Here is a 13,268-nt window from a genome sequence, read left to right as displayed (position 1 = left end):
TTGAGTCTGCCAGATTAGGGGTGTTAATCTGGCAGTGAATTATATTAAGCATTGATCTCCGAAAATGCTTTTTCAGCTTCGCGAATGAATTTCTTCACCTTAGCGGCATCTTTTCTGCCGTCGCTACCTTCTAATCCCGTATGTGAATCAACTGCGGCAGGTTTAACCTTATAGATTGCATCGGCTACATTTTCAGGCGTTAAACCGCCAGCCATCATTAGAGGTTTTGGAGATCGTCTAACAAGTTCAGCGCTTACGTCCCAGTTATGCGTTAAACCAGTAGCGCCTTTAGCACCCGTTTTAGGGTTAAACGTATCAGTGATAAACATGTCAACAAAGTCAGCCATGGTATCAACAATTTCTAACAGCTCTTCAGCATTGTCTTCTTTCACAACAAGGCTTTTTAATAAGAAAAGATCAGGGCGCAGCTCTCTAAGCTTTTTCATTTCTGCCACACTAATATCACCGTGTAGTTGAACTGCTTTTACACCTAGCTCACTGCAATAACCGCTCACTTCTTCAGCATCTACCATATAGCTAATCAACACACCGGCTTGAGGCTCACTTAAGCCTTTAATAATGCTCATTGCATCTGTTTCAGAAATATCATCTTTTCCAGAAGGTAAGCGTAAAGGAAAGCCAAGCCACTCAATGCCAGACTCCAGCATTAGATTTGCTTCTTCTCGGTCGATAATGCCAGCTACTTGAATAATGTTTTTCATAATGTTCTCCAATTTAAAGTTAAAGGGTTGTAAAGAATCTCGAAGTAAAGATATGTAAGAATTAACTTTGTGTCAAGTATCTTTATATGAAGATATTAAATTAATATACGTTTAGCTGTTTCATAGAGTTGCTGAAGACTGATATTTTTATATCGTAATTATTTAAAAAGTTAACATAAGCAATAGTTTAAGTTGGTTTTTGAAGTGGTGCAAGGCGATTGGAAGCTTACTAAAAAATCGTTTGCGGCCTTAAAAAAACTTAACGTATTGAGCGTAAGTCTTAAATAAAAACAATATTTAGGCATTTAAAAAATTATATGGTGTGGGTATGGTTATCAAAACGTTAAGTTAACGAGGTCGTAAACGCGGACAAGAACAGTTGGCTTTGTCCGTGGCCCACCAAATTATTTTTAGCTGGTACAATGGCATTTGTATAACTATGTGCAGCAAGGGAGTATATGGAAAAGCAAGAAATAATAAGATTCATTAAGGATATACAATGTAAGTTTCCAGATGTGATCCCGCTAATGGATAAACACGAAAGTTGGGCGCTTGCTTTTCGCATGGAAGAGTTTGCAAACTTAACAACTTTTGCATTCAACGAAAATAAAGTCACCAACGCTCTAAAGCACTTGTCATATATGAGTCTAAAATTAGACTCTGCAAGTCCTGCTGAACTTGAGTACATAGACACTTATTACGTTGAGCACTTATTTTGCAAGGCCACTCCCATTGGAATTGAAATCGGTTGGCCACTTGTTCCTGACAAACTTAAAAAACTGTATTTAGATTTTCACGGGCAAGCGCCTAAAATACGTTGAGAATAGAAGCGAGTCGTTTTTATTTAAAAATCAAAATCTGCTCCGAAAAGTTGTTAAGTAGAAGCTATTGATCTGAACTTCATGAGAGATTTTTATTAAACTCCGTTATACTTCTTGCAATTGAATATGCCAAATGAAGTAAACAGGCCACTAACAGCAATGAGCAAAGACATTCTTTTTCATACTATTTTCCCACACGAAACCAGTAAAACATGGGTTGTATTTGTTCATGGCGCAGGAGGTAGCTCGGCAATTTGGTTTCGTCAGCTTAAAGCCTATAAAAAAGAATATAATGTGTTGTTGCTCGATCTTCGTGGTCACGGTAAATCAAATAACTTAGTACAAAACTTTGTTGATAATAACTATTCGTTCAATAAGGTCTCTAAAGATATTATTGATGTGTTAGATCATAACAATATCCCCAGCGCACACTTTGTTGGCATTTCACTGGGCACCATTCTTATTCGCAATATTGCTGAAATTGCGCCGCAATATGTTTCTAGCATGGTGCTAGGTGGCGCGGTAACCCGCTTTAATACCCGCAGTAATACACTAGTTTATTTAGGGAATACGTTTAAACACTTCTTACCTTATATGTGGCTGTATCGTTTATTTGCTTTTATTATGATGCCCAAAAAGCGCCATAAAGAATCTCGACTTTTGTTTGTTCGCGAAGCAAAACGCTTATGCCAAAAAGAGTTTATAAAGTGGTTTAAATTAGCCATGGACGTAAACCCTTTAATGCAATACTTCAAAGAAAAAGATATTGATATACCCATTCTTTACATAATGGGTAAAGAAGATCACATGTTCCTTGGCCCTGTTAAAGAAATGGTAAAGCGCCATAAAAATAGCGTCCTGCAAACTATTCACCATTGTGGCCATGTCTGCAATGTGGAACGCCCAGACTTATTCAACCAGCACTCGCTTGCGTTTATCGCCCAGCAAAATCGCTAGGGTTACCGCTTCTAAAAAGCATTCAATTAGTGGCAAGTACTTAGTAAAAAACTTATAACAGTCATCATTAGCAAATTGGATCAAGTCATTCTTTTTGACTTTCGCCATACACTAAAAACAAGCCCTGAAACTAAAGGATGCTAAAGAATATAATTGGCAATAACCTACACTTTTGCTAATAATAGAAGCCCATGAAATATGGTTTTTTTACGTAAAATAGTAAAAATTGATCTCTGATAAAGCTGTTAGGTATCTATAGGTTCTCTTCTTAACAGCTCTAAATTTGTACTGTACAATACGACGGCAAATATAATCTGTAAAATCATAAAGAATATAGGGAAATATGAATAGTTTACTAGATCAGTACCCCGATCATTATCCAGAGCAGTGTCCGCCTAATATGGCTCACTATCACACTGGTGATTTGTATCGATTTATCAATCGTAGCAATCCAGTTCCTAAGGATTTCGAATCATATTATGACACGAATCCTACAAAAGATTGGGGAGATAAGGCTTGTCAGGCTCGAGGTCTTTCTGTAGTAAAGTGCAGATTAGGGGTTTTAGAAATGAGGAATGCAATTCCTGCTCTACGTAAAAAGAAAGTATCAAAAGCCAGTATTTCTGATAATTTTGGTATGTTAGGGGATACTCCTTCTTCCTCTTCTAAAAGACACTGCACATGGTGGATGCCTAAATCAATTTTAGAACCAGAAAAGCTCTTTGTAGTTATTAAAGAAAGTGAGTTATCCAATGTTTGATTTGCCTAAAAAAACACCTATGGGCGAATTGATATTACTTGATACGTTTGAGTTTTATGAGTTTCCTCGTCTCTTCAGTGCTAAATCAAAAACTGGTGCTTTATATTTAGGACTGTCAATTTTCGATGATTATGAAGAGTTTGAATGGTTATATGTTGCAATTTCTCCAGATCGCATTAAAGAGCTTATTAATCAACGGTTATGCTTACACACAGTCTTTTCGAAGCCTGAAAATGAATACTTGTTTAAGGTTTATACTAATACAAATGGCGATACAAGGTTTGAGTATATTCTACCGGAGCAGTTAACAGCAGATGACTTACCGATTCCTGAAACTAGATTAAAAATTGAATGCAAGGTTAAGCATTATGGTCTAGGGGAAGTAGATCCAAAAATTGCTGCCGTATCATCTGTGAGAGAAACCTTTAATTTCCATCTTTACCCTTGGGACACTCAGTTGCCTGAATTAAGTTCACGTAGTTTAGGTAATATCTTACTTTCTACTCAGGAGCTAGTTGATGCCTTAGGGCAATTTTGTGAGAATGGTACACCTCCACTTAAGGGCGCCATCTCAGCAGATATTCTGCAAAAAACTAGGCTAAATACCTGTCAAATATTTGAAGGTTCTTTTGGGATTCAATTTAAATCTGCACATGTAAGTGATTTGTTTGACGATTCCTTGTCTGGAAGAGCTATTAATGAGCTGCTAGGACTATTATCAGCTCAAGATAATGAAGATAACTTAAGTAATAAATTACACCTCCTTAAAGGTCGGGTAGCTTCAAAATATAGAAGTTTATTAAAAGAAATCAACAGGCTAGGTTCAGGTGTGAAATTTGATTGGGGTTCACCTAATAGCGCGCACGGCGGAAGGTTGGAACTCACAAAAGCGCAAGTAGAAAAGGCTCATTCAATAGTTGATAAAATTGATGTACAAATGTCCGAATCAGTAGAGATTAAAGCTAAGCTCATAGGTATTAATGTCCGAACTAAACGCTACGAAATTTCAGAAGTTGAAACAGATGTCAGCTATTCAGGTAAGGTTTCAATAGAAGCAATCGGTGATATCGAACACGCAATAATTAACAATAATTACATAGTGACCTTAAAGAAGTTAATCGAAACAAAGTCATCTTCAGGCGATGAAACTATCAAATGGGTTCTCGTGGCTTTAAAAGACAGCTGACAAGTCAATTTGTGAGCATTTCCTCATCATATAGAATAACGTTAAGCTATCACTTGTCTTGCTGACAACTGATAGCTAACCACTCAAAACTGCTCTTACTCTTCTATCGCACTCACTACAAAATACGGATTCAAATACTCATCCTTAGTGTTATATAAAAGCGGGCTGCCATCAAGCTTAGTAACTTTAGCACCGGCTATTTCGGCGATTGCATGGCCTGCTCCGGTATCCCATTCGCAGGTTGGGCCCAAGCGTGGGTAAATATCGGCGCTGCCCTCAGCGACTAAACATAGTTTTAGTGAGCTGCCTTTAGACACCATTTCAACCTCATCAAAGCGTTTTACAAACTCGGCTAAATCGGGTGATGGGTGCGAGCGGCTGCCTACAACACGAATTAACCCTTTATTAGGTTTGGTGGTTACTTTAAGCTCAATTCGCTCATCGCCTTTATCTTTAAATGCGCCAATGGCTTCGGCGGCTAAGTACGATACGCCAAGGGCGGGTGCATCTACTACGGCTAAAATAGGAATGCCGTTTTTAATTAGGGCGATGTTTACGGTAAATTCACCGTTCTTTTTAATAAATTCTTTAGTGCCGTCGATTGGGTCAACTAACCAGTAGCTTTTCCACGTTTGGCGTACATCCCAGCTTATGTCAGCGTTTTCTTCACTGAGTATTGGAATGTTGGGGGTGAGTTGGTGTAGCCCTGCCACAATCAATTTATGAGCTGCTAAGTCGGCATCGGTTACGGGGCTTTCATCGGCTTTGTACTCAACGTTAAAATCCTTTTCGTAAATCCCCATTATTGCTTGGCCTGCTTCGCGGGCAAGGATAAGGGTTTCTTCTAGCAGTTCGGTTTGGTTCATGGGGTTAACCTATATTATGTTCTTTTGTTTTAGATACGTTATCAGTTGTGTAACCGATTGGTCTAGAGTGTTTTTACTTGTATCTAAAATTATTTCTGGATTGCTTGGCACTTCGTAGCTTGAATCGATACCGGTGAAGTGTTTTATCTCTCCTGCGCGAGCTTTTTTGTATAAGCCTTTAGGATCGCGGCTTTCGCACACATCAAGTGGGGTGTCGATAAATACTTCGATAAATTCGCCTTCGTCTACTAAGCTGCGCACCATGTCGCGCTCTGCTCTAAAAGGCGATATAAATGCAGTAAGTACTAACAAGCCAGCGTCGGTCATTAGTTTAGCGGTTTCGCCTACGCGGCGTATGTTTTCAATACGGTCTTCGTCGCTAAAGCCTAGGTCTTTACATAAGCCGTGGCGTACGTTGTCGCCATCTAGCAGGTAAGTGTGCGTACCTTGCTGATTAAGCGCTGCTTCTAGTGCGTTTGCTACAGTGCTTTTGCCAGAGCCTGAAAAGCCGGTAAACCATAAAATAGCGGGCTTATGTTTTTTTTGCTCACTACGCTGTGCTTTTGTAGTTGCGTAGTTATGCCAAACTATATTTTCATCCATAGTGAATGTCTCTTATGCTGTAAGCGCCAGTATTAAAAAGGAAATACCAGCGGGATCAGGGTTAATACCGTGATTGAATAAATAATAGAAAGGGGTAACCCCATTACTATGTAATCTTTTAAGCGATAGTTACCCGCGCTATAAACCATTAGATTAGTTTGATAACCAAATGGGGATATAAAGCTGGCTGATGCGCCAAAGGCAACCGCCATAATAAACGGTAGCGGGTCTACATTAAAACCAACTGCGAGCGAGTAAGCAACAGGGAACGACAAGGCAGCAGCTGCGTTATTAGTAATAAGCTCGGTAAATAATACGGTCATTAAAAATATAGCTATAAACGCGCCGTACGGGCCAAAATCCCCAAGTACCATAAATAGGGCGCTGGATATTTGTCCGGCAAGTCCGGTGCCTATCATTAATTTAGCAAGGCCAATGGCACTACCTACAACCACGAGTAACTCGAGCGGAAAACGGCGTTTTATTTCGTTAAGTTTTATGGTGCCACTGAGCATTAAGCCAATCAGTAATACCAATAAGCCTTTAACCAGCGGCACTATGCCAACAATGCTTAAACCCAGTACTGCGGCAAAGCTTAGTAGCACAATATTTGATTGCCTAGGTGCAAGATGGGCTTGTAAGTCAAAGCCCGATATATATACAAATTCGCGCTTTAAATTAGGCAAGCTGTAAAAATTTTTGCCTGGTGCGAGTATTAACGAGTCGCCAGCTTGTAATTGCACTTGCCCAAGGCCGCCTTGTAAGCGGTCGTGCCCACGGCGAATGGCAATAACGGCTGCATGAAATTGTTCTCTAAAGCGGGCTTCTTTTACGGTTTTGCCAATAAATTTTGATGACTGACTTACAACGACTTCTACTAAGTGTTCTATGTCTTTTTGATGATTCTCGTGCACGACTTTTAAGCCGTCGAAACGGGTAAGTAATGGCACCGATTTTATGTCACCTACAAAAAGCAGCACGTCGTCCTGTTGAATAATTTGCTGCGGGGTGACTGCGCAAATGCGGCTGCCATCGCGAATAATTTCAGCAAGGAATAAGTCTTTTAAATCACGCAGGCCGTTTTCTTCAACGGTTTGGCCTATTAATTTTGAGTTTGCTTGTACTTTACCTTCTAGGTAAAAAGGCACGACTTCCTGATCGGTTTTACCGTTGTCGGGTAAGTATTTAAGCATTACTAAAATGGTAATTAGGCCTACGCTTAACGCGCCTAAACCCACTAAGGTAAAGTCAAAAAAGCCCAGCGGTTTCATGCCCGCATCGACTGCAAAGCCGTTCACTATTAAATTGGTTGATGTACCAATAAGTGTAATCGTGCCGCCCAAAATAGCCGTGTACGACAGCGGTAATAATAGCTTTGAAGGAGAGTGATTAGGGTTATCTTTTATGGCAGTAATAAGCGATGCAACAACAGCGGTATTGTTAGTAAACGACGATAAAAAGGCGGTTGATAACCCCAATTTTGTAACCGACTTTACTAAACTACCTTTAGATAGTGATTGCGCTAACTTTTGAATTAAGGTGGTTTTTTCAATTGCAATCGACACTAATACCAGTAATACCAAGGTAATAAGCGACGGGTTAGCGTAATTAACTAACATGCTTTCAAGATCAATTAATCCGGTTAAATAACCAGTACCAATGGCACTTACAAATAACCATGCTGGATTAATACGGGTGCCAAAAAGGCACCCGACTAAGGTAAGCATAATGCCTGTTAAAACGAGCTGTTCTACCATGCTTTTAAATTCCTAACAGGCTAAAGTTAACTTATAACTTAGAAATATCAAGCGCTTGCCAATGCGGGAAGTGCTTGCGTACTAAGGTGTTAAATTCAACTTCAAATTCGCTAAAGTTACTTTGCTGTGCTTGGCTTTGCAGCACTTGCTCAATCATGCCCGCAGCAACCGTTAGGTTTGATAAGCGATCTATTAGGATAAACGAGCCTGTTTCGTGATTGCTGTGATACTCGTCTGCCAAAATAGTTTCGGTTAGTTCAAGCGTTACAATCGCAATTTCGTTTAACTGTAATGAGTCGCTAGTGCCGTGCTCAAGCGTGTTTACATCAATTGTGTAATCAATTTTTGTAACAATAGCTGAGGTGTTTTTGCTGCCTAGTTTTAGATTATAGCTTTTACCTAATACTAATGGCGACTCATGCATCCACACAATTTTAGCTTGCAGCTGGTTAGTAACCAAGGCCGTTGAATTTGCAGGGACTATTACGTCGCCTCTGCTAATATCAATTTCGTTATTTAGGGTAACGGTAATTGCTTGGCCTGCTTGTGCGCTATCTAGGTTGCCATCAAAGGTCACAATTTCTTTAATGCTTGATGTTTTACCCGACGGTAATACTTTTACAGCATCGCCTACGTGTATCTTGCCCGATGTCAGTGTGCCCTGAAAACCACGGAAGTTTAAGTTAGGACGAACCACATATTGCACTGGTAGACGCGCTTCAAAGCCGGTATCTGTTTCGGCTGCTGGCGAATCTTCTAGTAATTCAAGTAGCGGCTTGTCGGTGTAATACGGTGTATGAGCAGAGCGCGTTACTACGTTGTCGCCTTTAAGCGCCGACATAGGCACAAACTTAATGTTTGATACGTTAAGTTGCTCAGCAAATTTAAGGTAATCGGCCTTAATTTTTTCATACACGGTTTCGTCAAAATCAACGATATCCATTTTATTAATCGCTACAACAAACTGCTTAATGCCCAGCGAGTCACAAATAAAGCTGTGGCGCTTGGTTTGTACTTGCACGCCGTAACGCGCATCAACCAAAATAATGGCGACATCACTTGTTGATGCACCCGTTACCATGTTGCGCGTGTATTGCTCGTGCCCTGGTGTGTCGGCAATAATAAATTTACGCTTAGCCGTTGAAAAGTAACGGTACGCTACGTCAATGGTAATGCCTTGCTCACGCTCAGCTTGTAAGCCATCAACCAATAATGCAAGGTCAAGATCTTCACCTGCGTTACCTACTTTTTCGTTATCTTTATGAAGGGCAGCTAGCTGATCTTCATAAATTTGGTGGCTGTCGTGCAGTAGGCGGCCAATCAGTGTTGATTTACCGTCATCTACGCTGCCACAGGTAAGCATACGTAATAAGCTTTTATCTTGCTGGCGTGCTAGGTAGGCGTCTATGCCTATTTCTTTTACTTCGTTAAATGTATCGTTATTTTGGCTAGACATTAAAAATACCCCTCACGTTTTTTCTTCTCCATTGAACCGGCTGAATCATGGTCAATAACACGACCTTCACGTTCAGATGACGTAGATAGCAGCATTTCTTCGATGATTTCGGTTAAAGTACTGGCTGTTGACTCAACTGCACCAGTCAGTGGGTAGCAGCCTAATGTACGAAAACGTACAGATTTCATTTGCGGTACTTCACCCTCATTAAGAGGCATACGCTCATCGTCAACCATAATCAAAGTACCGTCGCGCTCAACTACTGGGCGATCTTTAGCTAGGTACAATGGCACCATTTCGATGTTTTCTTGATAAATGTATTGCCAAATATCAAGCTCAGTCCAGTTAGACAACGGGAAAACACGAATGCTTTCGCCCGGATTAACTTGGCTGTTATAGGTGTTCCAAAGCTCAGGACGCTGGTTTTTAGGGTCCCAACGGTGGTGTTTATCGCGGAACGAGTAAACACGCTCTTTTGCGCGTGATTTTTCTTCGTCGCGGCGTGCGCCACCAAATGCAGCATCAAAACCATATTTGTTAAGTGCTTGTTTTAAGCCTTGGGTTTTCATTATGTCGGTATGCTTACCCGAGCCATGCGTAAACGGGCCTACACCCATTTCAATGCCTTCTGGATTTTTGTGTACCAGTAGATCAAAGCCGTATTCTTTAGCTATACGGTCGCGAAACTCAACCATTTCACGAAACTTCCAGTTGGTGTCTACGTGTAATAACGGAAACGGAATTTTTGCAGGGTAAAATGCTTTACGCGCTAAGTGCAAAAGTACCGACGAATCTTTACCAATAGAGTAAAGCATTACTGGGTTCTCAAACTCAGCGGCGACTTCGCGCATGATTTTGATACTTTCAGCTTCAAGTTGCTGAAGGTGAGTTAAAGCCATTGTTAGTCGTCCTACTAAAATGATTAAAAGTTACAAATTTAAAATTCGGTTATGTATTTGATACATCTGTTAGCGGCTGTGCAAAGCTGCTTGTTTGTTCGTTTTCCCCAAACCACGCGAGTTGCGAGTGCAGGGCGGCTACTTCACCAATAATGAGTAGCGCAGGCGATATAATGCTGTTGCGCTGGATTAAGTCGGCAAGTTCGCCTAATTGGCCTATTACTACACGCTGATTTTTACGTGTACCGTTTTCGATAATAGCGACTGGTGTGTCGGCTTTGCGGCCATGTTTTAAAAGCTCGCTCTGTATATGCGGCGATTTAATTACGCCCATGTAAATAGCAAGCGTTTGATTTGCTTTTGCTAGCGATTGCCAATCAAGTTCTTGGCCGTCTTTTTTACAATGCCCAGTTACAAATTGAATGGCTTGCGCATGGTCACGATGCGTTAGCGGAATACCCGCATACGCACTACAACCTGCAGCAGCTGTAATGCCGGGTACAATTTGATAATTTACGTTGTTAGCAGCCAGTACTTGTACTTCTTCGCCACCACGACCATAAATAAACGGATCGCCACCTTTAATTCGGCACACTTTTTTGCCTTGTTTGGCAAGGTCGACCAACATTTGGTTGGTGTCGTCTTGAACAACACTATGATCGCCTAAACGTTTGCCTACACAAATAAGATCAGCATCGCGGCGCACTAGTTCCATAATTTCGTCAGAGACTAAAAAGTCGTATACAACCACATCGGCTTGTTGCATAAGTTGCAGTGCTTTAAGTGTTAAAAGCTCTGGATCGCCAGGGCCTGCACCTACTACATATACTTCGCCTTCAGGTTCTGCTTTAGCATCTAGCATTTGCTCTAGTTGCTGCTGTGCACCTTGGGTATCGCCGGTTTGTACTTTACTCACTACAGATGAGTCGAACACGCCTTCCCAAAATTGGCGGCGGTCTGAAAAATGTTTAAAGCGTTGTTTTACTTTGTCTCTAAAGCCACCTACAAGTGTTGCAAGTGGGCCAATATGATGCGGAATAAGGGTTTCGAGCTTTTCGCGTAAACGACGCGCAAGTACCGGCGCAGTGCCTGCACTTGATATAGCAATGGTGATTGGGTCACGGTCAACAATCGATGGGAATATAAACGTGCATTTAGGTTGGTCATCAACCACGTTTACAAACACATTGCGGGCATTGGCAAGTTCAAATACGTTGTTGTTTACTTCATCACGGTCAGTGGCTGCAATAACAAGCATTTTGCCATCGAGATGCGATTCATCAAAATAAGCATCAATAAGCGTTACTTCATTATTATGTGCATGCTCTTTTAGTTCATCGCAAAACCAAGGTGCTACTAAAGTAACGCTTGCTCTCGCTTTTAAAAACGCGCGACACTTGCGTAATGCGACCTCTCCACCGCCAACAACCAATACTGGTTTGTTGTCGAGTTTGGTAAAGATAGGTAAATACTGCACGTTAATAAGACCCCTAAACAAATTCAAATATAAGAAAACGCTTTATTATGATAAGCAGAATATAGCGGCTATCAATAAGTAAAAAATAATTAAAACCAAGTTGATATAACCAAAAGTTATAATAGGTAGCCCTTTTAGGCCTAAGACTTATTTAACAAGGGATTGGAAAGAGTTACAAGCAAAATAACGGCTTATAGTGTTTGGTTATGAGCTATAGCGAGATTACGTTAATTTGTTACTATGGCAGTAACATTAATTTATTGCCCAATAAATGGATTACTTATGACTGAACAATATGATAACGCTCAATTAGCTGTATCACTTATGGATTTAACGAGCTTAAATAGCTCAGATACTACGAGCGATATTCAGCTGCTTATAAATAGCATAAATCCCACGTTAGGTACGCCTGCTGCGGTATGTGTTTACAGCGATTTTGTGGACGATGCAAAAATTACGTTAGCAGCACGAGAGCTTAACCACATTAAGGTAGCCACGGTTACTAACTTCCCAACGGGCGATGCACCGCTTAGCGACGTAATAAACGAAACGCTTATTGCTATTGAGCGCGGCGCCGATGAAATCGATTTAGTTATACCCTATAAAGCACTTATTGCCGGCGATGAGAACACCGTGCTTGAATATATACAGCAAAGTAAAAAAGCTTGCGGCACACAGGCCCAATTAAAAGTAATTATAGAAACCGGCGAGCTAAAAACGGATGAGTTAATCACAAAGGCTACTAACTTAGCTATTCAAGGTGGTGCCGACTTTGTAAAAACCAGCACAGGTAAAGTGGCTGTCAATGCAACGCTTGAAGCAACAAAAGTGATGCTTAGTGCCATCAAGCAATCAGGTAAGCGCGTAGGCTTTAAAGCAGCTGGCGGTGTTAAAACAGTAGCCGATGCAAAGGACTATTTAGCACTAACATGTACAATAATGGGTCATGACTACTTACAGGCTGATACCTTTAGGTTTGGTGCCTCAAGCTTACTAAGTGATGTGTATGAAGTATTAGAAAAATAAACAGTAAATTAAGCACCATGCCTTTAAATAAGAGGGTAAATGTTTGGCAGGCGAAACAATAATGGAATTAATTAATTAGATTTTCCTATGTGGGTATCTTTTAGGCTTGTGTAAATGATTTGCGTAAGTATAATAGGCATCCACTTTGCAGGGGCGTAGTTCCAATTGGTAGAACAGCGGTCTCCAAAACCGACGGTTGGGAGTTCGAATCTCTCCGCCCCTGCCAATTTTACTTGTAAGTTGAGTAAGTCTGGGGTTAAAAATCGGTTTAAATAAGTCTGTTTTTAAGTTTAGATTTTAATGGATTAACCCTGCCATTGTGTAGGGTTGTTGTGTCTGTAGTTAGGGTAATAATATTATGAGCACGAATGTAGAAACACCATCAAGTGCGATGGAGTCAGTAAAGTGGTTAGTAGCTATCGCGCTACTTGCAGGCGCAGTTGTTGGTAATCACATGTTTGCAGATCAGTCTGTATTACTACGTGCTATTGGCGTTGTAATTGCAATAGCAGCTGGTTTAGGTATTGCCTCGCAAACATTTAAGGGACGTACTTTCCTTGCTTTCGCTAAAGAAGCACGTATTGAAGTACGCAAAGTAATTTGGCCAACGCGTCAAGAAACTACCCACACGACATTAATTGTAATGGTTGCAACAGTGATTATGGCGCTTATCCTTTGGGGATTAGATGGCATTTTATTCCGCGCTGTAGGCTTTTTAACTGGATTGGAGATCTGATC

13 protein-coding genes and 1 tRNA gene are annotated in these 13,268 nt (G+C 40.7%); 7 read left to right on the top strand and 7 right to left on the bottom strand.

Annotated elements, in window-relative coordinates; all coding sequences use genetic code 11:
* Positions 1–44: 44 nt before the first annotated feature.
* Positions 45–722, bottom strand: coding sequence for a phosphoribosylanthranilate isomerase (locus J8L73_RS14455; protein ID WP_008133429.1), 678 nt, complete (start codon positions 720–722; stop codon positions 45–47).
* Positions 723–1,180: 458 nt separating this feature from the next.
* On the opposite strand from J8L73_RS14455, the gene J8L73_RS14450 reads away from it, so the two are divergent.
* From J8L73_RS14450 to J8L73_RS14435, 4 genes are all read left to right on the top strand, one after another.
* The gene (locus J8L73_RS14450; protein WP_096793895.1) at positions 1,181–1,543 is read left to right on the top strand and encodes a hypothetical protein; all 363 of its coding nucleotides are present in this window, start codon (positions 1,181–1,183) and stop codon (positions 1,541–1,543) included.
* Positions 1,544–1,702: 159 nt separating this feature from the next.
* Complete coding sequence (locus tag J8L73_RS14445; protein WP_131692505.1) at positions 1,703–2,500, top strand: alpha/beta hydrolase; 798 nt, start codon at positions 1,703–1,705, stop codon at positions 2,498–2,500.
* Between the two features lie 343 nt (positions 2,501–2,843).
* Positions 2,844–3,260 (top strand): hypothetical protein, encoded by a 417-nt coding sequence (locus J8L73_RS14440; RefSeq protein WP_211018090.1) that lies wholly within the window; start codon positions 2,844–2,846, stop codon positions 3,258–3,260.
* Complete coding sequence (locus J8L73_RS14435) at positions 3,253–4,446, top strand: DUF6575 domain-containing protein (protein WP_211018088.1); 1,194 nt, start codon at positions 3,253–3,255, stop codon at positions 4,444–4,446. Before J8L73_RS14440 ends, J8L73_RS14435 begins: the two co-directional genes overlap by 8 nt.
* Positions 4,447–4,541: 95 nt before the next feature.
* On the opposite strand, the gene cysQ is transcribed toward J8L73_RS14435, so the two are convergent.
* Genes cysQ through cysG form a run of 6 tightly spaced genes read right to left on the bottom strand, consistent with a single transcriptional unit; the run spans position 4,542 to position 11,504 of the window.
* On the bottom strand, positions 4,542–5,312 hold the full coding sequence (gene cysQ, locus J8L73_RS14430; protein ID WP_211018086.1) for a 3'(2'),5'-bisphosphate nucleotidase CysQ: 771 nt from the start codon (positions 5,310–5,312) through the stop codon (positions 4,542–4,544).
* Positions 5,313–5,321: 9 nt separating this feature from the next.
* Entirely contained in the window at positions 5,322–5,915 is a 594-nt protein-coding gene (cysC, locus tag J8L73_RS14425) for an adenylyl-sulfate kinase (protein WP_211018077.1), read from the bottom strand.
* A gap of 32 nt (positions 5,916–5,947) precedes the next feature.
* Positions 5,948–7,672, bottom strand: coding sequence for an SLC13 family permease (locus tag J8L73_RS14420; protein WP_211018076.1), 1,725 nt, complete (start codon positions 7,670–7,672; stop codon positions 5,948–5,950).
* A 31-nt stretch (positions 7,673–7,703) separates the two neighbouring features.
* Positions 7,704–9,128, bottom strand: coding sequence for a sulfate adenylyltransferase subunit CysN (gene cysN, locus J8L73_RS14415; RefSeq protein WP_211018074.1), 1,425 nt, complete (start codon positions 9,126–9,128; stop codon positions 7,704–7,706).
* A complete protein-coding gene (gene cysD, locus J8L73_RS14410) occupies positions 9,128–10,027 on the bottom strand; it encodes a sulfate adenylyltransferase subunit CysD (protein WP_211018072.1) in 900 nt (299 codons plus the stop codon). Before cysD ends, cysN begins: the two co-directional genes overlap by 1 nt.
* 49 nt (positions 10,028–10,076) lie before the next feature.
* Positions 10,077–11,504 carry a siroheme synthase CysG gene (gene cysG / locus J8L73_RS14405; RefSeq protein ID WP_211018070.1) on the bottom strand — a complete coding sequence of 476 codons (1,428 nt, stop codon included), beginning with the start codon at positions 11,502–11,504 and terminating at the stop codon, positions 10,077–10,079.
* A 282-nt stretch (positions 11,505–11,786) separates the two neighbouring features.
* Here cysG and deoC point away from each other — a divergent pair, with 282 nt between their 5' ends.
* The 3 genes from deoC to secE all read left to right on the top strand — a co-directional run bounded on the left by deoC (position 11,787) and on the right by secE (position 13,266).
* On the top strand, positions 11,787–12,530 hold the full coding sequence (gene deoC, locus J8L73_RS14400) for a deoxyribose-phosphate aldolase (protein ID WP_211018068.1): 744 nt from the start codon (positions 11,787–11,789) through the stop codon (positions 12,528–12,530).
* A 149-nt stretch (positions 12,531–12,679) separates the two neighbouring features.
* Positions 12,680–12,756: transfer RNA gene (locus tag J8L73_RS14395), tRNA-Trp, on the top strand.
* A 132-nt stretch (positions 12,757–12,888) separates the two neighbouring features.
* A complete protein-coding gene (secE, locus tag J8L73_RS14390) occupies positions 12,889–13,266 on the top strand; it encodes a preprotein translocase subunit SecE (RefSeq protein ID WP_058549280.1) in 378 nt (125 codons plus the stop codon).
* Positions 13,267–13,268: the final 2 nt, after the last annotated feature.

The organism is Pseudoalteromonas sp. MMG006 (assembly GCF_018101025.1).
Lineage (GTDB): Bacteria > Pseudomonadota > Gammaproteobacteria > Enterobacterales > Alteromonadaceae > Pseudoalteromonas.
This window is presented reverse-complemented; position numbering and strand designations above follow the sequence as displayed.